This window comes from Nitrosospira sp. TNL200, assembly GCF_055386305.1.
The window spans coordinates 1889437-1908244 of the sequence record NZ_AP041003.1 but is presented as its reverse complement, the minus strand read 5'-3'; the positions used below and the strand labels follow the sequence as shown (position 1 = coordinate 1908244).

At 56.4% G+C, this 18808-nt stretch carries 15 protein-coding genes; 12 read left to right on the top strand and 3 right to left on the bottom strand.

Annotated features, from left to right (window positions below; all coding sequences use genetic code 11):
• The first annotated feature begins 258 nt into the window (after positions 1-258).
• Complete coding sequence (locus tag ACZ5CE_RS08515; RefSeq protein WP_464574462.1) at positions 259-828, top strand: hypothetical protein; 570 nt, start codon at positions 259-261, stop codon at positions 826-828.
• A 527-nt stretch (positions 829-1355) separates the two neighbouring features.
• Here ACZ5CE_RS08515 and ACZ5CE_RS08510 read toward each other — a convergent pair.
• Complete coding sequence (locus tag ACZ5CE_RS08510) at positions 1356-1472, bottom strand: PEP-CTERM sorting domain-containing protein (RefSeq protein WP_464577465.1); 117 nt, start codon at positions 1470-1472, stop codon at positions 1356-1358.
• Positions 1473-1861: 389 nt separating this feature from the next.
• On the opposite strand from ACZ5CE_RS08510, the gene ACZ5CE_RS08505 reads away from it, so the two are divergent.
• A complete protein-coding gene (locus ACZ5CE_RS08505) occupies positions 1862-3283 on the top strand; it encodes an adhesin (protein ID WP_464574461.1) in 1422 nt (473 codons plus the stop codon).
• Between the two features lie 62 nt (positions 3284-3345).
• Here the strand turns inward: ACZ5CE_RS08505 and ACZ5CE_RS08500 are convergent, their stop codons facing one another.
• Complete coding sequence (locus tag ACZ5CE_RS08500; RefSeq protein ID WP_464574460.1) at positions 3346-3804, bottom strand: ferritin-like domain-containing protein; 459 nt, start codon at positions 3802-3804, stop codon at positions 3346-3348.
• Positions 3805-3912: 108 nt separating this feature from the next.
• Between ACZ5CE_RS08500 and ACZ5CE_RS08495 the strand changes: the two genes are divergently transcribed.
• Complete coding sequence (locus ACZ5CE_RS08495) at positions 3913-4236, top strand: nidogen-like domain-containing protein (RefSeq protein WP_464577464.1); 324 nt, start codon at positions 3913-3915, stop codon at positions 4234-4236.
• A 37-nt stretch (positions 4237-4273) separates the two neighbouring features.
• Here ACZ5CE_RS08495 and ACZ5CE_RS08490 read toward each other — a convergent pair whose 3' ends face one another.
• A complete protein-coding gene (locus ACZ5CE_RS08490; RefSeq protein ID WP_464574459.1) occupies positions 4274-6631 on the bottom strand; it encodes a S8 family peptidase in 2358 nt (785 codons plus the stop codon).
• A 511-nt stretch (positions 6632-7142) separates the two neighbouring features.
• Between ACZ5CE_RS08490 and ACZ5CE_RS08485 the strand changes: the two genes are divergently transcribed.
• The 9 genes from ACZ5CE_RS08485 (at position 7143) to ACZ5CE_RS08445 (ending at position 18761) form a co-directional block, all read left to right on the top strand.
• Positions 7143-7766: a Kazal-type serine protease inhibitor family protein gene (locus ACZ5CE_RS08485; RefSeq protein WP_464574458.1), complete on the top strand. Its 624-nt coding sequence runs from the start codon at positions 7143-7145 to the stop codon at positions 7764-7766.
• A 14-nt stretch (positions 7767-7780) separates the two neighbouring features.
• Positions 7781-8173 (top strand): hypothetical protein, encoded by a 393-nt coding sequence (locus ACZ5CE_RS08480; RefSeq protein WP_464574457.1) that lies wholly within the window; start codon positions 7781-7783, stop codon positions 8171-8173.
• Between the two features lie 18 nt (positions 8174-8191).
• Entirely contained in the window at positions 8192-8524 is a 333-nt protein-coding gene (locus tag ACZ5CE_RS08475; protein WP_464574456.1) for a hypothetical protein, read from the top strand.
• A gap of 334 nt (positions 8525-8858) precedes the next feature.
• Positions 8859-10535 (top strand): hypothetical protein, encoded by a 1677-nt coding sequence (locus ACZ5CE_RS08470; RefSeq protein WP_464574455.1) that lies wholly within the window; start codon positions 8859-8861, stop codon positions 10533-10535.
• Between the two features lie 55 nt (positions 10536-10590).
• The gene (locus ACZ5CE_RS08465) at positions 10591-11376 is read left to right on the top strand and encodes a hypothetical protein (protein ID WP_464574454.1); all 786 of its coding nucleotides are present in this window, start codon (positions 10591-10593) and stop codon (positions 11374-11376) included.
• Complete coding sequence (locus ACZ5CE_RS08460; RefSeq protein WP_464574453.1) at positions 11363-12733, top strand: radical SAM protein; 1371 nt, start codon at positions 11363-11365, stop codon at positions 12731-12733. Before ACZ5CE_RS08465 ends, ACZ5CE_RS08460 begins: the two co-directional genes overlap by 14 nt.
• An 18-nt stretch (positions 12734-12751) precedes the next feature.
• Positions 12752-14299 (top strand): flavin-dependent monooxygenase QhpG, encoded by a 1548-nt coding sequence (gene qhpG / locus ACZ5CE_RS08455; RefSeq protein ID WP_464574451.1) that lies wholly within the window; start codon positions 12752-12754, stop codon positions 14297-14299.
• Positions 14300-14583: 284 nt separating this feature from the next.
• Complete coding sequence (locus ACZ5CE_RS08450; protein WP_464574450.1) at positions 14584-15534, top strand: TIR domain-containing protein; 951 nt, start codon at positions 14584-14586, stop codon at positions 15532-15534.
• Complete coding sequence (locus tag ACZ5CE_RS08445) at positions 15531-18761, top strand: tetratricopeptide repeat protein (protein ID WP_464574449.1); 3231 nt, start codon at positions 15531-15533, stop codon at positions 18759-18761. Before ACZ5CE_RS08450 ends, ACZ5CE_RS08445 begins: the two co-directional genes overlap by 4 nt.
• Positions 18762-18808: the final 47 nt, after the last annotated feature.

Here is an 18808-nt window from a genome sequence, read left to right as displayed (position 1 = left end):
TCTCTGCGCATTTTCCATTGATTCGGCGCTGGCCTGGTTTTTCTGTTCTTCCCGTTCAAGCAAAGCCTTTTCTCTTTACATTAAAAATAGTGTCGTTTTTCAACGACAGTGCGGCCAGGAGAGGGTTGGATTAAGTTTATGTTTTAACATATTATTTTTCTGGCATGAAAGATGCTCGTAAATATTGGATAAAGTGAGTCGGGAAATAAGGAAATTACAGAGCCCCGTTTATCCAACCGCAAGTGCCCAGGAGAAAAAATGAGGACATTATCCAAAGCCATCATCGCTGCTTTCATTTTGGGTGGTTCTGTTTCTGCTGCGAGTGCTGCGGATGCTATGACTGCCATCACCGCCACAGACCCGCCCGAAGGAACCTTCGATTCAGGTGTCATCAACGGCCATGATAGCGATCATGACAGGACTTTCAGCAGCAGCAATCCCACCCCGTTGACCTTCACAGTTGTCCCCGAGAATGGCATGGGGGAAAATCCATTTTCGTCCAGCGAGAACGCGATCAGCGATACCCGGCGAGTGGGAACAGATTTTCATCATGGCATTATCGAGCCAGACCAGGGACAAGAGGTCGTATTGACGCAACTCGACACGGATGCAACATTTGAGGATCTTGCGCCCGATGATCCCAACGCAAGCAGTCTACAGAATCTCGATCTGACCGGAAATCCCGCACCGGGCAACTCGGCCGACACCACGTTAGGCATAAGCCTATTCGATCCCCGCGCTGGCACTACTTTTGCCGTGGCCCAATACTCGCCATCCCTTGGCCGGATACCCACGCAATACCGATCCCGGCTGCGGGCCTGCTGTTGATGGGGTGGTATCGCCAAATATAAAAAAAAACGTAAAGATGCCTTCGTATTTGAATGCCTTGCTGCAAACGAACTCACTGCTCTGGATCGTCACGGAATTGTTACTGGGGTACTGCTAACTGCTGCGCCACGTGTGTATAAACCTAAATCCGGCAGTTGACCGCTCATTTCCAGTTTAGAGCCATGATCTAAAAAGACTTTTCGCGGTATTCGACGTTCGCCTATATGGCGAGTTCGCTACAGGGCGGATTGCGCGATTTTTGGGGCACATGCTTGCGTTGCAACTCCTTGGAATGGAATGGCCATTCCACGTCGCAGCACCTTGCCCCGCACGCCAAAAACCGCACACTCCATCCTGCCCAACTGCCGGATTCAGGATAAATTTTGTTTCCACTGTTCTGGTTGCTGATAGCGAGCTCGTAATTTGCGCAAGCGGTTGATCGGTAAGTTGGCAGACATAAAAAAAGCCGCGATAAACTCGCGGCTTTTGAGATCTGACAACTAATATTTTCTATTTTTCCGTTCCGCTTACCCCATGCGTTTACGGGATTTGCCGAAGAAGCCCATGAAGGAAAGTCCCAGACCGATCAGCACCAGCGATGCGGGTTCCGGCACTGTGAAAGATTGGTTTCCATCTGCCTGCATGATGAAGTCGGGACCGCTTATGCCATTCACCGCGCCAAGCGTGCCCAGCGTGTTGACAAACTACATGTAACGCTTCTCGACAATATGCGCCGCCTGAATAAATTTCCGCGATGGTTCGGTAGTGGAAGAAGGGGAGGGCGAAAGGCCGTGGTCCGGATAGCGCGGGGCAGAGCCGAATCTGCCGCGGAAAGCGCCGCAATATCGAGCTACAGAATCGGCGATTCCCTGGATTGCTCAGGTAAACAGGCAAACAGGCAACCGAACGCAAGCGTCATTCCGCGCCTGGCGGGATTTACCGGGCTTCCCCCGGGTGTTTTCCATATTGTAGCGTTATAGCTTGCTATGTTTGATATCATAGCGCGTCGTTAAAATATGGAATGGATCAGCTGATGAAATTGAATCAGAAGAAGACAGATTTTTCCTGGGCGCCAGTATTTGCCTGGGTGCCCCTGGTATGCGTGCTTGGTCTTGCTGGCTGCGGCGATGGCGGCGATAAACCCACGGCAAGCAGCACGGGCAGCAGCAGCGGCAGCGGAAAAACCGAGACAGGGCCCGCGACGGGAAGGTTTCTGGATGCGGCGGTAAGCGGGCTGGCTTACGCTGCGTCTTCCGGATCCGGCGTCACAGATGAAAAGGGCATTTTTAAATATAACCACGGCGATACGGTGGAATTCAAGCTCGGCGGTCTCAGCCTGGGGAAGGCAAAAGGCGCCGCTATCGTCACACCGATCGATCTGGCGGGGGCAGATAACGAAAACAGGCTGCAAAACCTGCTCATTCTGCTGCAATCCCTGGATGCGGATGGCGATCCGGCAAACGGCATTTCCATCCCCGCCAGCGCGGCATCCGCTATCACGGCCACGCTCAATCTCGATGGCGATCCTGCTGCATTTGCCGCTTCCCCGGATTTGCAGAAAGCGAGAGAGGCGGGCGGCGTCTCCGGGCCGGTAAAAACGGCCGCGCAGGCAAAGGCCAATTTTCTTTCGCAGGGTATCGGCATGCTCGGCACCCATATATGGATAAAGCAGCATGACGGCACGGCTTCTGTCATACGCCTGTCTCGGGATGGCTCCGGTGAATATCTGGAGGGGGAGGCGACGCCGGACGATTCGTGCGACACCAACCGGGTTTGCGGCGGCAGCCTGGTCAGCAAGGCTGGCGTGGAATATGGCATGGCGCGCCTGTCAGCGGTGGACGGCAGGGGTTTCAAGGTTGCGGTGGAACCCGCGATCGATACCAATCTCCATGCGGGACTGTCGCATCCCCGGCCCAACTGGCGAGTGCGCACCAATGGCTCGGACCTGATTACCTCGGACATTTTCACTGTCCAGAGAAAGCGCGAGCAGAAAAGTCTCTTCGGCGAGCTCTTCCATATCGCCGGCACGCTGGAGATCAGCTCGTCGAAGGAACCCATCAAGACAGAGGTCCGGGAAGTCCGTTTCGAGCCGCTGGAGAACGATCCCAAGGGCCTGATGGGGGCATGGGCAGCCGATCCGGCCGCGATCAAGACCCCGACCTACTTTTTCTTTTCCAACGGGAAATTCATGCTGGTCGATCCCATCGGCGATCCCGCGCGCGAAGGGCATGAAAGCTGCGGCGGACCCGGAGTTGAATTCGCTTCGTACACCTATGATGCGGGCAGCAACGCATTCGGCATCAAATCATTTACTTACGATACTAACGGCTGCGCCGGGTTTTCTGAAAACGAACCGGTTTCGCTCAATATGAGCGCCGATGGCAATACCGCGACGGTGGAGACAAAAAACAAGAGTGGGAAAGGTACGGTCACGCTTTACCGGGTATCGAAATAGCGCGACCTGCGGCGGGTCCTGCGGCCAGCCTCTCCCCGGCGCATCGACGGCGGCCTGCCGCCTCAGGCTGACCTGGCGTGCCGTGCGGAATCGCGCAACTGGCGTACGCGATCGTGGTTTCTTTTTGCGCCGTCGCACTGCTGCTCGAGCAGTGCGCGCAATTCCCCCGGCAGTTCCTCCCGCAGGGCATTTTCATAAGCTACCACGGCTGCGGCCTCGCCGCGTTCACATTCTTCCAGCACGGCCCGATTGTCACGGCTGGTGACTGCGGCCTTGAGGTCCACCCAGGCCCGATGCATCGAGCCCGTTATGGTGCCGCTGGTATCGGGGTTGCCGCCGTGCCGCCTTACTTCGGTGTTCAATTCACGTACCGCCCTTCTGCAGCTTTCGGCGCGGTTGCGGAAATAAAGCTTTAGCGCTTCGTCATCGATGTCAGCCCCGCAGGTTTCGAATCCGTCGGCGCCGTCGCGGGAAATCTCGATCAGTCCATTCAAGGTACTGACAATTTCATCGTTGGTCATTTTCATATTCCTGGAAAAGGCCGGGTTCACATGCTAGACCGTGAAGAGCGGGATGGTCTGTGCGTTGAGGCACATTGGCTGCGTTGCGGCTGAAGAGGTCGCGCCGTCATTTCTTCTATTTTTCGGGTTGGAGGTGCGTTTTTCGGGAATACCTACAACGCATTCTGGGCGAACGATAACGGCAATATCACTTTTGGCGGCCCGCTGGGGACCTATACTCCAAGGCCGTTTCCCATTTCGGGTCAGCCCATGATCGCGCCGTTCTGGGCGGATGTCGATACCAGAAACGGCGGAGCGGTTTACACTGCCTCGCCCGATGCCAATACGCGGGGGATCGTGCCCGAGCCGGAAACCTATGCCATGCTGCTTGCCGGCCTCGGCGTGGTGGGGTTCATCGCGCGCCGAAGCAAGCGCCTGCAACGCTTCGCGTAATCCGTATCATGACGCCATCTGGTACCTTCTGGCGCCGTCAGGAATTCCTTTTACCGGATTTCCTGTTCGGCGCCAGGCGCCAGGTAACTCGTCCCACTTCCTCATCCTCGTAGAGCTGGCGCGCGTAAAGCTCGAATTCATGGTGGCGCATGGCTTCGTGTATTCTTGCCAGCAATCGCAGCGGTATGCGTGCCTTCGCCGGGAACACCACCTCGGGAAATAGCACCGAGCCGCAATAATTGACCGGTATGTGGACCACCCGGCATCCATGGTTCCCGGTCTTGAATTCCAGTGGCATGGGGTGGGGGTGCGCCCGCAGGAGTTCCGCGAATTCGGGGGTCAGTTCGAACACGATTCCGGAACCCGCCGGGAGGCGGGACACGATTTCCAGGCGCATGCGCCGCGCCCTGTCGGGCGCGCCCGACGCCATGAAAGGCAGCGCAACGTAGCCCAGCGGCTCGGCATCCGGCGGCGGCATGTTATCGACCACGTTGAAATTGCGCCAGGTGACATTATTGTTGTTGCGGATGTAGGTGATGAAGTTGTTCCAATCCATCAGGTCACCCGGAGAGGGGCCGGGATCACGCGGTGTGTTGAGTATGCTGATGAAGCAATAATGCCCTGGCGCCGGTATGGCCGCGGCTCCCCAGGTTATGCCGTTCGAGACGGTCAGCAGGTTGCCGTTCGGCACGCTGGGCAGATTGATCGATCCTGCCAGGGTCCAGAGATCGGGTGTGATCAGGGTCGAGGGGGGCGCCCAGTATACGGTGGCGGCCACGTTGGCAGCGGCGGAACCACCCCGGTTGAGCACCCGCACGTAGATGAAGTTATCCTGTCCCGCTTCCGCCTCGTAACCGAGGGCCATGTCGTTTTCGGTGCCGCTGCCGGCGCCGAAAGCACTCTGGGGGTCAGGCACGGCGGCCGGCCGCAGGATGATGTCAGGGCTTGAGGAGATCGAACCGAAATGCGGATCGCCGTTATCGCCGACGAAATCCCGGAGATAAATGTCGGGGGACAGGTTGAGCACGGTGCTGTCGATGATCAGGCGCAGGTTGGGCATGACGCCTATGCGGTCGGTGGCCGGATCCTGGGATGAAGTTCCGTATGAGGGCTCGCCCAGGATCATCCGCATTTGCCAGGGAGCAAGACGGTTGCCGGTTGCGGCTTCCATCAGGCCCTGGACGGCGAGCGCGGCCCCGGCGACGATAGGCGTGGCACTCGAAGTGCCGTTGAACCCGGTCGTATAGAGATTGGTCGCGGTATTGGTGGAGTCGGAAGAAAGGGTGTCGACGTTTTCGCCCCAGCCGTAGCAATCGACGCGGCCGCCATGGCATGAGAAGCCCAGCCGCGCATGCGGCGCGGTGGAACTGGCCGCGCCCACGATGATGGCGCCGGAATCCAGGAAATCCGGGCTGGCGCGGTTGAATATCTGCTGGCCGGCGGGGTTGACGACGGTATCCAGATCGACGCCGCCATTGCCCGCCGCCTCCACCACCACGATGCCCAGTGACGTCGCCAGGCGGATCGCATCGTAAACTGCGGGCTCGATCTCCACCGGCACCAGGCTGTAGCCGAACAGGGTGGTTTGCGCTTCCAGCAGCAGCACATCGCCAAAATTCATCACGGTGATGGCGTCGAGGATAGGTTGCGCGGTGCTGTAGCCGCCGCCCGGCTGGTGCTGGCCAACGCAGCGGACAGAAGCCAGCGCGGGCGTAATGCCAACGCAGCCGACAGTGTTGTCCACCGCCGCAATTTCTCCCAGAACGCCGCTCCCGTGAAAGAAATAGGAATGGTTCAGGCCCGAAATAAGGGTGATGCCGTGTGCTGCGAGATCTTCATGATTGAAGGTCCACCCCCATTCCATATCCACGAGCGCTTGCCCGGCGCCATCGCCTCCGGGAAAATTCCAGGCATACTCGGCATCGATGCCATCGGGGGCGGGGTCCAGATAGCCCTGGTTGCCGCTGCGAGGGTCATCCGCGGCATTGACGAGCGGGGGCTCGACCGGCGGCGGCTCGACGTAGGCGGTGGCAACTGAATCCCATCGGGAAAGTGTCGCGGCCAGTGCCTCGACATCCGTCCCCCTGGGAGGTTCGACGACAAAATAAACATCCAGGTTGGGCGCGCGCGCCGCGGCATCGAATGCCTGCGCGCGCTCGGCGAGAATACGAAGCTGATCGGGCTGCTTCACGGAGAAGAGCGGCGCCAGCGTGATGCCCGGAAACTGCGCCGCGAGTTCGCTCCATGGGCCGGCGCCCAGACTTTCCGCCACCCGGGCGGCATTCTCCCGCGGCAACCGGACATGATCCTTGAATTTGATGACGACGCGGCGGCGGTAGCCTGCAACAGGTTGCCGGCGCGCATCGGAAGGGTTGCTGCTTTCGTTCTCTGTCATGAAGATCTCCCTGATGATTCTCCGATTCTGTATAAATGGCTCGGGTCAATAAAAAATAGCAGGTATGGCCAAAAGCTCAAGGGCTGGGCCGTGTAAAAGCCTGCTTGATTTTCACCATCCTCCTGTATCCGTATTAACACTTGACCGCATTATCATCCTGCCCATGCAGGAGTTAACGATAGCCGAAATCAATCAAAAAAGAAAATGACACTAATTTGACGAATATTTAACCATTCCTTTACGACTTTCCTTTGTGGCTTACCTATCATTCATGAATGCTTATAGATCCTGGCCACCCTGCCGAAATGCCTGAGCTTGGCGATAGTAGGAATCTGACCTATAAAAATTATAGGCAGAGTGAATTTTCCCACAGGAGCTTTGCCTACCGAAGCTTAGTGAAGGAAGGCTGGGGGTGGTGCGTTCCGGCGCGTTCCCCAATAAAAAACATGATCCTGTAACAGTCTTTTACTCTTTTCGAGCAGTCGTTTTCAGCCTTTCATGGGAGGAGAGCATGAAAAAAATTCTTGGCTTTTTATTGATTGGAACTGTCCTGTCGAGCTCGATCGCCTTTGCCGAGGACCGTGCGGTAAATATCAGTATCAGCAGCAAGGGAGTACCGGCTGATGCCTCAGCCATCCAGAAAGTCCGCAAAATCACAGCACAAGCGCTCGCCCAAGGCACGGTCGATACTTTCTATGTTTATAACCCAAGGGTGGATGGGCTTCATTTTATTGAAGGCGGTTTATCGGCATGCGCCGAGGCAGGATTCAACTCGACGCCCCAAAAATTTCAGGCGTTTATTGAGCAATTGCGTTCTGTTCATCCGAAGCGGCTCACTGTCTACAAAGTGGAGCAAGCAGCAAGCTGCAAAGCAATCGAGCCGACTGAACCCCAACGATGTGGAGGATTTGCAGGAAGAAAATGTTCCGAGGAGCAACAGTACTGCGATTTTGGCAGTACAGGCCAATGCGGCGTGGCTGATGGGCAGGGAGTCTGCAAGACCAAGCCTGAATTCTGCCCGGAAATATTCAAGCCGGTTTGCGGTTGCGACGGCAAGACATATGGAAATGCATGCGAGGCAGCCAGAGCCGGCGCTTCCGTCAAACACGAGGGTAAATGCGGCGATGATCAATAGCACAGGAGACTAAAATGAAATTTACGCTGAAGGGACATCATATTGAAATTTCATATACCCCAGGATCCACTCCGGGCCTCACAACATTGACTTATAAGGATGATTCCTTGTCTCGCAGCTTCACGAAGGATGAGGTCCACACTGACTCAACAGCGCTTGGCTCGCTTGTTTCTATTTCCTTGAACCCCAAGATCATGCCCCTTGAGGGAAATACAGGTGGACCGGGAATCACCTTCGCATTTTTACTCCCGGAAGATATCAATGTTCCCCATGGTCAGACAGCAGAGTTCACAACTGCTGCCATACGAGAGGAGCGTCCTGTACTTCACATACAGCCGCCGCCTCCTACAACTTGGCATACGTTCGTCATGCACGGGACAGCGCAAAACATACCCATTCCACTATAGTGGGTTTTTGGAGCAACGTTGCCTGCCCCATCCTCAGGCAAGGCAAAAAAGGAATTGGATGCGTATATATTTTTTAATCAAATACAAAAAGGAGAGTTAAAAATGGCTGCATTTAATGGTTCATGCCAAATCCGGCGCGCCGGAATAAACACAGCCGACGGGCGAGTTAATCTCGACCTTAAAGCTGTCGATGGTACATTCGACTGGAATTGGTTCTTATGTAAACAGGAGTTCAATCACGAAATATTGGAAATCGCACTTGCAGCGATTTCTTCCAACAAGAATGTCTATATGCAAACGAACGATACGGTTGCCTGGAGCGAAATATACTTTTTTGATCTTGAAAAATAAAAAACGCACTCACTGATGGTAAACGATTCAAAGAGCCATGGAGTTTCGCTGGTAATTGAGGGTCACTGGGGTAGCGAGGGCGGTAGATGCTGCGGATCAGCTTCCCGGACTTGAAGATGGCCCGCGAGGCCGTCGATGTCCTGTGCGGATTAGTGCATCGCCCGCGGGCCGCAATGCCATGGCTCATCCCTTGTGACCCAACGTGGCACGATGCCACTGGATTGTATTTCCTTACGCATAAACTATATTGAATTTGAATTGGACTTTATCCCTGGCGCGACGACATGGCGCACAAGTCTTTTGAATTCGAATTTTACTCCGGGAGGGAAGAGCGATGGCTATATCAGATATTAAAAAAATTCGTCTCCTGCCGCCCCTGGCTATCGCGAGGCTTGGTTCTTCTCCCCAGCCGATGGATAACTACGACCTGGAGGATCCGGCCGATATCACGGGTTTCCGAAAGCTGGTACCGGCACCGACCATGGAGATCGTTGATAACAAGATAGCACGGTTAATAAAGCCCGCCAAAGTTCAGTTTCGTGATCAGGAAAACCGCATCAGGCCAGTGTCTCCGTTCCTGGAGATTTGGGCGATCTTCGATGACCAGGACGATTTCGAGCCCTTGACGAAGACGCATCTCTCGGAACTGGGTTTATCCCCCGATGACGTGCGCTGGCGCGTCAATGTCGGCAACCTGAAAGCCTACCGAAGAACGGGCGATGAGAACGACAAAATAATTGCCGATACAGGATTTTTTAGTGACCACGTCCGGCATACGCTTTCGGGCAAGTGTAAGAACTTCAAGCCCAATAAAAATATTCCGTTCGGTACCGTGCAGTACATCGAACAGACCGATGACTTCCCGGAATTCAGACTGCGCTTCGTTCCTGCTTCAGGCAAGGTATATGGGCCAAATTCAAGTGACCCCAATCTTGCCGATGATGTCTATGATCGTGGCCGGGGAGGTTGGGATGATCATATGGATGGCGCTCCCGGTACCCCCGAACCAACAACGCCTGCACAGATTTTTCGCGGTCATGTCAACAGCCAAAGCGGTGAATATATCAGCGATGGATACCTGGATGATGCTTGTGACGGCATCGTTGAATGCTCCATTACAGTGAACGGAAAAACCTTGAACAGCTTTGCCCGCATCTCATCGGGGCCGCCGGATTTTGCTCCGGATAGCTATCCCGTTCGCACCGTGGCCGACGAACTCGAGCAGATCGTGCTGGGACCGAGGGTCCTTGGCGCTGTCGAGCCCGAGGACGTGAAAGGGATCCTGCGCCGGGCTTTGGAGACGGTGCGGCTCATCAATACGGCTGTAATGAATGGCAATCAGGACGTTGGGAACGTGAACAGAAATAACATGGCGGGACAGGACACGGGAAGCGGCAGGGCCCTTGAGCCGATATTCAATCCCGCGCTCACCGACGCAACCACGGTACGCGCGTTCCATGCAGGAGCCTTGACCAGGCTGGCTGTAGGAACACCGCCGAATTTCCTGGATATTGTCCGCAAATACGATGAAGTGGGTAATCTTACGGATAACGGCAGACATAAAATGCCTGCCATGATGCGGGGTAGTGATGGGCAGCACCTCGCATTAACGCGGAGGCAGCGAGACACTATTCGGGCCGCAAGTGAGGCCAGCCCTTCAGTTGGCGGAACGCCTGAAGAAGATATGGCGTCACTCATCAGTTTTTTCCAAAATCGCGCACCGCTGCATAGCGGCATAGATGCGGGTGACGGCAAAAAGCTTAGCGACCTGTTTACCAATCCTGCAGTGCTAATGAACTATCTGATCAGCTCGAACGCCAAGGGATCGCTCGCGGGAGCCCAAGCCGGCCAGCACCTGATCGTTCCGGGAAATCCGGATGCGTCTGCATTCATGCAGTTGATTCGCCGCCCGGGCCATCCAATGCAGGAGCCTTTCTCCCGCGAAATTCCTGGTACCGGACGCACCGGGGCACAGATCGTGGAGCGCTGGATCCGTTCCATTCGCGCCTGACGACTGATTTCCTGTTGTTCTCAACAAACCAGAAAACATATCGGCGGAGGGAAAGATGGAAAAAATAAATCCCAAAAACAAGACAGCACAGCTGAATTACCGTGCTCAAGGAAATCCGCCCAGCACGGTTCCGGATACGGCGATTTCAAATTGCTTCCCGGGTCTTGAATTCGATTTCCGCAATGTCTGGAGACGGCTCTTCGTTGGCATCACCCTGCACGAAGCAAACTTTCTGGTAACGGCGGTGGATGAGGATGCGGATCCCGCTCTGCGTCCGCTGAAAGGCGCTTCATTGATCAGGGTGGATGGAAATAACGTGTGGGCGCCTGTAACTGGCCCGCAGCAGCCAGGCGGCCCCAATGTCGGCCTGGGTTCGACCCACCTCGAGTGGGGGAATGCGCTGGCCGATATAGTCGGGCGCGCTGGCATGCAGGTACGCTGCACTTTTCAGACCGGATCTGGAAATTCAATACAAACCGTGGAGCACAATCTAACGGTCCGCCATCTGTTTGACCAAACAGCGGACGCGGATGGCATCGCGTTAAACCGCGAACTGCTCGAACCTGGCGAACTGACGCAGAGCCTGTGCTCCCCATGGCAGAATGATTATAAAGAATGCGCCTGCTATTACTGGGCCGCAAGCCGTCCCGATTTCGTCAATACCGAACTCAACAATGAGGGAAAGACCGAAGGCCACAACTGGCTCCAGAAGAACCGGAATCCGCAAACTCCCTTGGGTTACACCTTGCGGAGTGGGGACCTGGTAAGTTACGAGGATTTATTCCGCAACTGGGAAAAAGAGCTGAAATTCATAATAGAGGGAAAGGATGAAGACCGCTGATCACCCGCTATCGGCTGACTTCGATGATTCGGATATCGTCAGGGCAGAGGATGTGTTTGTTTTCAGTGCCGGGGCAAGCTCTTATCTGTTTCTGGTCAATGGGTCCCAGATATTTCACATCGATGAAGATGTTGCGGCTGAATTCAGGCACTTCATCGATTCGAAAAACAGCGGGGAAGTCAATGTCCTGTTCAGAAAGTACGGTCTGAATACCAGGGCTTTAATCGACGACAAGCCTCCAGATTCCCTTCCGATACGCTCCTTGTCGCTTGCCATTGCGCAGAAGTGCAATCTGGGTTGCAGCTACTGCTACGCCCAGGAAGGGAGCTTTGGCGGTCCGGCCAAGAACATGACGACTGAGATCGCCATGGCCTCCGTGGAACGCCTCATAGGAGGCGCGGGTCCCGGAGAACGCGTGAATCTGGCTTTCATGGGAGGCGAGCCTCTGATCAATCGCCAGCTTCTGCGCGATGCTACCCGATACGCCACCGGCCTCGCTACCGAGCGAGACGTCAGGATCGGGTTTTCTGTCACGACCAATGGGACCTTGCTCTCTCCTCAGGATGGCGAATTCTTCGAGGAACACGGCTTTGCCGTCACCATCAGCCTGGATGGAATAGGTTCCGATCACGATCAATTGCGGCCGTTCAAGAGCGGCAGAGGCAGCTTTGATCACATCATGCAGCGAATCGATCCCCTGCTGAGAATGCAGCATCGAATGCAGGTTTCAGCAAGAGTGACTGTCACGCCAAGAAATCTCAATCTTCTCGATACGCTTCAATCTTTAATCGACAAGGGGTTTCACAGCGTGGGATTTTCACCCATGCTGGCTGCCCCCAATGGAAAGGAAGAGATGAGCAAAGCGGATCTGCAGCGCATGCTGGCCGAGATGATCAAATGCGGCGAGCGCCTGGAGCAAAGCATACTGCACGGTCGCCGCTTTCCTTTCTCCAACGCTATCAACGCCCTGCGGGAAATCCACCTTGGCACGCATCGTCCCTATCCTTGCGGTGCGGGCGCTGGCTACCTTGGGGTATCCGCAGATGGCGATCTTGCCGCCTGTCACCGCTTTGTAGGCAACCCGAAGGGCGCCATGGGCAATATCCGATCCGGACTGGATGCACAGGCCAGGCAGCGCTGGCTGAGCGAAAGGCATGTGCATCGCCAGCAACCGTGCAATCAATGCTGGGCGCGATATCTGTGTGGTGGCGGTTGCCATCACGAGGTGATCGAGAGAGGGCGTCCTGCTTGCGACTATATTCGGGGATGGCTGGCCTATTGCCTGAAAGTTTATGCTCGCCTGATCGACACCCGGCCGGATTATTTTAGTCCTGCCGTTGCCTCCAGTTCGAATTGATCCCTCTCGCTGGACCATATGAACCACATCCACACGGAAGTTTGCATCGTTGGCGGAGGCCCTGCCGGCGCGTGCACAGCGCTCGAACTGGAAAAGCGTGGCCATGATACCTGCATCATTGAATCGGCTTCGTTTCCCAGGCGCCAGATAGGGGAATCGCTTCCAAGTGGGATACTGCCTCTACTTGAACAGCTTGGAGTGCGCGACCATGTGGAGAATGCCGGGTTTTTTCGTCCCGATTCGGCATTTATTTACTGGGGCAAGCTGCAGGGACGGGTCGCGCGATCTCGCGAAGAACGAGGCTTTCAGGTTGATCGCGGTAAATTTGATCAATTACTGATCAACGCGGCAACCCGAGCCGGGGCAAGACTTCTGCAACCCGCCATGGCGAACCGTCCAATGGAAACACGGGATGGATGGAAAATTCCCGTCAGAATTGCCGATAAAAGCAGCGTCACCATTTTTTCCAAGCATCTGGTTATTGCGACAGGACGAAGACATTACCTTAAAAGATACCGGTGCCGTCTTACATCTCCCCTGCTTGGAATATACGGTTACTGGCGAAACTGCAAGCTGGGAGGTATCGAAAGTCGCGTAGAGGCTGTTTCTGATGGGTGGCTTTGGTGTGCCCCTCTTCCCGGTGGGCTGGTCAATGCGGCAGTTTTTCTCGACCCCAGCTCAGCATTTTTCTCCAATCGGGAGCAAATCAGGCAGCATTATTTAAAGCGCCTGTCAGAATCGAAATCGTTTCGATCTTGTGTCAAAGGTGAGCTGATTGAGTCATTGAAAGCCTGCGATGCCTCCAGTTATGTCATGCGGGAACCCGCTGGCAGCAACTGGATATACGTGGGTGATGCGGCGCTTGGCATCGATCCGTTGTCTTCCCAAGGCGTGCAAACCGCAATCAAAACGGCAATACTTGCCACAGCGGTAATTCATACACAGCTTTGTAAAAGCTCCGGTCATGCGGCGGCATCGAATTTCTACAAGGACAGGCTAACCGAGATTGCTCATCGTCATCGAATCATCACGGAACAGTTTTATTCCGATCAAGCTGCAATTTTTGATACGGAATTCTGGCGCAAAAGGATGGCGCCATCAGCACTTCGCTCCGAGAATCCCCCAACGCCGTCAAGTACGGGATTCAGGCACGTTCCAAATCTTGCTACCTGTCTACGGCTGGCAAGCGGCGCCAGGTTAATCGATCAGCCAGTTCTTGCCGGGGATTTCATAGAGAGCCGCAAGGCCTTGCAATATTCGCATTTTCATCGTCCGATAGCTTTTATCCAGAATATTGAGCTTGCGCCACTCATTCTGCATATAGACGGTCATCGCACCGTCAAAGAAATAATCGCCGGGTGGACCCGTATTATCGGGCTCGAATCCGCTTGCCGAATTCTTGCGTGGCTGCTCGAAGCTGGAGTGGCGAGGCCGGTCGAGGACGGATCTATTCATGAAACGCTAAAAAATTCAGAAAGCATCAGGACGGTGAGCGAGGCAGTCTCAGGAGAGACTGCTCAATATTTCGAGAGTGTAAAGATTCCTGAAACAAGAACGGATTCCTGAATATATTTTGGATTGCCGTAAAACCATCCTGGATAAACCATGTCCTTCATTTCCTCGATCCGCTCCTGCGGAGATAAGCCTGAAGCAGTTGCCCTGAACCTATGCCTGGGGGATAACCGGGATAGTATATCTCCCGGCCTCGATCCGGAGCGTGGCCTGAAGGCTGGCCAGGGGTGGTGGGAAACCCTGCTGCGTGGGGCCAACCGCTGCGAAACGGTCCTATTCATCATTCCCGGCTTGGGAAAAAACGGCTTGTCTTTTTCTGCCGCGGGGTCTCCAAGACCATGCCCAGCATCTTCCTGAGCTATTCACGCGAGGATCTTCCTCTCATCGAGAAACTCGAGGTGCAGCTCCGGAAACATGCCGGGATTTCGATCTGGCGCGACCAGGAAAAGCTGTATGGCGGCCAGAAATGGCCAAAAATCCTCGGAGAGGTTATTGCAGAGCAGGATTTTTTCCTGCTTGCGTGGTCGAAGCGTTCCGCCAGCTCGCACTTTGTGGAATTCGAATGGTGCACCGCCCTCGCGTTGAAAAAGACCATCATTCCCTGCCTGCTGGATAGTACGAAACTCCCGCCCTCTCTTGCCGCAACGCATGCGATTTCCGTAGAAAACATTCCGGATATTGTCGCCGCGGTGACCGGATCCCTCCCCCCACCGGATGCAGCGCGGCAAGCGGAAGTGATCAGCAGGCTCAATCAGATCCAGGACACTCAGCCGGAAGATGTGCTCGCGCATGTAAAAACGGCTTTTCAACAAAAACAGTGGGTCGTGCATGGCAATGTCATCCAGGGCGACCATGTCACGGTAACGTTTGCGGAAGCACAAAAAGAGCCGTCCAAGGGACTGCTGGACAAGTGGCAAACCTGGGCAGGGCTGGCGGTAACCCTGCTTACGGCGATCTCGCTCATGGCCGACCTGCCGGGCAAATTCAATGCTGTTTCTCCAAAGAGTGCTATAGAGAGCGAGGCGGACCAGGAGAATCAGATGCTGGAGCAACCCCTTGAAGGGTCGATTCGCGATGAGGATGATCCCGTCGAAGGCGTAAAAGTGTCGCTGCTCAAGTTCAACCAGACCGTTACCACCGATGCGCTCGGGCAATTCCGCTTCCGGGTCCAAGCCCCCAGGCAGGAAACCGTGACCTTGCTCGCGCAAAAAAGCGGTTATCAATCCTATGAGAATGACTTTACCCTGGGTAATACCGACATCAGTTTCACTCTGAAGAAAAAACCATGAAGTGTCTTGTAATTGTTCCATGCATTATTTTGGGAATGCTGTTTCCTTGCACGCTCCAGGCAAAGGACAGGATGCTTCAGGGGCGGGTCCTGCTGGTTGGCGAGCAGGACGAGTTAAAGCCTGCGGTCGGGCAGGATGTGATGCTGGTGGAATCGGGAGATACCCGGCGCACCACCGAAGGCGGCAGGTTTCGCCTCTTCCTCAGGGACAGCTTCAAGGCTGGCGCAAAGATTACCCTGGCGGTGGAGAGGAAGGATTGGCGCATACAGTATCCGCTGGACGGAGAAGCCCTGGTGCCGGCCGATCTGGAAAGGGATCTCATCGAAGTCCGGCTGCTTCCGGCCGGTTCGAAGAAATTCTGGTCGGCCGACCGCTTTGAAAAGTTTATTGCTGATACCGCCGCGAAGTCCAAGGAGCAGGTGCGCCCTGAAGGCAAACCCCGGGATATAGACTTGAGCCGCTATATCAAGGACTGGGCAGTGAAGTATGGGTTCAGCGCCCAGCAGGCACGGGACGAGATCGAAAAATGGGCAGCCGAGGCGGAACAGGGAAACGATCCGCGTCAGCTTGGCTTTGCGGCCTTTGCCAGGAAGAATTTCGGGGAAGCCGGGAGGCAGTTCCAGGAATCGGGCGAAAACAAGGTCAAGGCGAGTGTGGAAGCTGCCGCGAAAGGCCAGCGGCTGCGGGAAGAGGCGATTCAGGATTTCCATCTGTCTGGGGATGCCAACTACAACGGCTATCTTTTTTCCGATGCGCTGGCTGCGTATCGGAAAGCAGAGCAGCTTGTCTCGAAGGAAAAAGAGCCGCAGCTCTGGGCAGCGATCCGGGTTGACATCGGAACAGCGAACATGGAGATCGGGACACGAGTCCAGGGCTCGGCTATTCATGAACACCTGGCCGAGGCGGCCAGCGCCTATCGCGAAGCCTTGACTATTCTTACCAGGGAACAGCTTCCCCGAGACTGGGCCGTGACGCAGAGCAAGCTGGGAAACGTGCTGCAGGAGCAGGGAATCCGTAGCAGCGGAGAAGCCGGTGCGCGACTGCTGGCCGAGGCGGCCAGCGCCTTTCGCGAAGCCTTGACTATTCAGACTAGGGAACAGCTTCCCCGAGACTGGGCCATCACGCAGAACAACCTGGGCAACATGCTGGCGAAACAGGGCATCCGCACCGAGGGGGAGGCCGGTGCGCGGCTGCTGGTCGAGGCGGCCAGCGCGTATCGCGACGCGTTGACGGTCTACACGAAAGAGCAGCTCCCGCAGAACTGGGCCGGGGCGCAGAACAACCTGGGAGCCGTGCTGCTGGAGCAGGCCATCCGCGCCGGCGGGGAGGCGGGTGCGCGGCTGCTGGCGGAGGCGGCCAGTGCCTATCGCGACGTGCTGCAGGTCTCTACCCGAGAGCAACAGCCGCAACAGTGGGCCGCGACGCAGAACAACCTGGGAAACGTGCTGCAGGAGCAGGGCATTCGCACCGAGGGGGAGGCCGGTGCGCGGCTGCTGGCGGAGGCGGCCAGTGCCTATCGCGACGCCCTAACGGTTCGCACGAAGGAGCAACTGCCGCAAGGCTGGGCCATGACCCAGAACAACCTGGGAGTCGTGCTGCAGGAGCAGGGTAGTCGTACCGGCGGAGAGGCCGGTGCGCGGCTGCTGGCCGAGGCGGCCAGTGCCTATCGCGACGCCCTAACGGTGTATACGAAGGAGCAGCTGCCGCAAGACTGGGCCATGACCCAGAACAACCTGGTAAATGTGTTGACAGACCAAGGCACCCGCGTCGGCGGGGAAGCGGGCACGCGGCTGCTGGCCGAGGCGGCCAACGCGTATCGCGACGCCCTAACGGTGTATACGAAGGAGCAGCTGCCGCAACAGTGGGCCGCGACGCAGAACAACCTGGGACTTGTGCTGCGGGAGCAGGGAATCCGTACCAGCGGGGAAGCGGGCACGCGGCTGCTGGCCGAGGCGGCCAACGCGTATCGCGACGCCCTAACGGTGTATACGAAGGAGCAACTGCCGCAACAGTGGGCCGCGACGCAGGACAACCTGGGAACCGCGCTGCAGGAACAGGGCGTCCGTACCGCGGGGGAGGCCAGCGTGCGGCTGCTGGTCGAGGCGGCCAGCGCGTATCGCGACGCGTTGACGGTCTACACGAAAGAGCAGCTCCCGCAGAACTGGGCCGGGGCGCAGAACAACCTGGGAGCCGTGCTGCTGGAGCAGGGCAGCCGCGCCGGTGGGGAGGCGGGTGCGCGTCTGCTGGTCGAGGCGGCCAGCGCCTATCGCGACGCGTTGACGGTCTACACGAAAGAGCAGCTCCCGCAGAACTGGGCCGGGGCGCAGAACAACCTGGGAAACGTGCTGCGGGAGCAGGGCACGCGCACCGGCGGGGAGAGGGGCGCGCGTCTGCTGAATGAGGCGGCCAGCGCGTATCGCGACGCGTTGACGGTCTACACGAAAGAGCAGCTCCCGCAGAACTGGGCCGGGGCGCAGAACAACCTGGGAAACGTGCTGCGGGAGCAGGGCAGCCGCACCGGCGGAGAGGAGGGCACGCGACTGCTCGGTGAGGCGGCCAGCGCCTATCGCGACGCCCTGTCGGTTCGCACGAAGGAGCATCTGCCGCAAGACTGGGCCATGACGCAGAACAACCTCGCAAGGGTATTCGTGCTTCTGAAGGACTGGCGCGGGGCGGCCGAGGCATACGGCAAGGTATTGACTCTCTACCCGGACCATATCGAGGGATATTCCTCGGCCGTAACCCTGTACCAGGAAATACTGTTTGCCTACCCGGAAGCTTTTGCGCTCAGCCAGCAGTGGCTGGAGCGGCATCCGGACGATGTCTCCGTTCAAGCCAACCTTGCGGAGGCGCACTTCACGACAGGCCGGTTCGGAGAAGCCGAAATGCGCATAGCGTCGCTGCTTGGCAACCCCAAACTGGATCCCTCCATCACTTTCGGCTTGCGAACGTTGCAGGTTGCTACACTGCTGGCGATGAAAAAGCCGGAGCCTGCTTCTTCCGCGCTTGCCGCATTGCGTGATTTCCTCGAAAGCCAGCCTTCCGATTTTGATGTAACCTGGAGCTTCAAGGGCAGCAGGCACTTTATTGAAAACGAACCAAGTCTTGCTGGCTACCGTACCTGGCTGCTCGAGCTATTTTCCGCTGTTGAGGAGAAGGACGCGCAGAAAAGACTGGCAGCGCTGGAGCACGTCCAGGGGCGTCTGGCCGGCGGCCTCGATCGGTAGCTATGAGGTCGATTTCCGTGGTGAAGATTCACTTGATTTCCAAAAAA

Coding starts and splice junctions, on each gene's coding strand:
- ACZ5CE_RS08515 (WP_464574462.1), top strand. CDS start 259: ATGAGGACATTATCCAAAGCCATCATCGCTGCTTTCATTTTGGGTGGT.
- ACZ5CE_RS08510 (WP_464577465.1), bottom strand. CDS start 1,472: ATGCAGGCAGATGGAAACCAATCTTTCACAGTGCCGGAACCCGCATCG.
- ACZ5CE_RS08505 (WP_464574461.1), top strand. CDS start 1,862: ATGAAATTGAATCAGAAGAAGACAGATTTTTCCTGGGCGCCAGTATTT.
- ACZ5CE_RS08500 (WP_464574460.1), bottom strand. CDS start 3,804: ATGACCAACGATGAAATTGTCAGTACCTTGAATGGACTGATCGAGATT.
- ACZ5CE_RS08490 (WP_464574459.1), bottom strand. CDS start 6,631: ATGACAGAGAACGAAAGCAGCAACCCTTCCGATGCGCGCCGGCAACCT.
- ACZ5CE_RS08485 (WP_464574458.1), top strand. CDS start 7,143: ATGAAAAAAATTCTTGGCTTTTTATTGATTGGAACTGTCCTGTCGAGC.
- ACZ5CE_RS08480 (WP_464574457.1), top strand. CDS start 7,781: ATGAAATTTACGCTGAAGGGACATCATATTGAAATTTCATATACCCCA.
- ACZ5CE_RS08470 (WP_464574455.1), top strand. CDS start 8,859: ATGGCTATATCAGATATTAAAAAAATTCGTCTCCTGCCGCCCCTGGCT.
- ACZ5CE_RS08465 (WP_464574454.1), top strand. CDS start 10,591: ATGGAAAAAATAAATCCCAAAAACAAGACAGCACAGCTGAATTACCGT.
- ACZ5CE_RS08460 (WP_464574453.1), top strand. CDS start 11,363: ATGAAGACCGCTGATCACCCGCTATCGGCTGACTTCGATGATTCGGAT.
- qhpG (WP_464574451.1), top strand. CDS start 12,752: ATGAACCACATCCACACGGAAGTTTGCATCGTTGGCGGAGGCCCTGCC.
- ACZ5CE_RS08450 (WP_464574450.1), top strand. CDS start 14,584: ATGCCCAGCATCTTCCTGAGCTATTCACGCGAGGATCTTCCTCTCATC.
- ACZ5CE_RS08445 (WP_464574449.1), top strand. CDS start 15,531: ATGAAGTGTCTTGTAATTGTTCCATGCATTATTTTGGGAATGCTGTTT.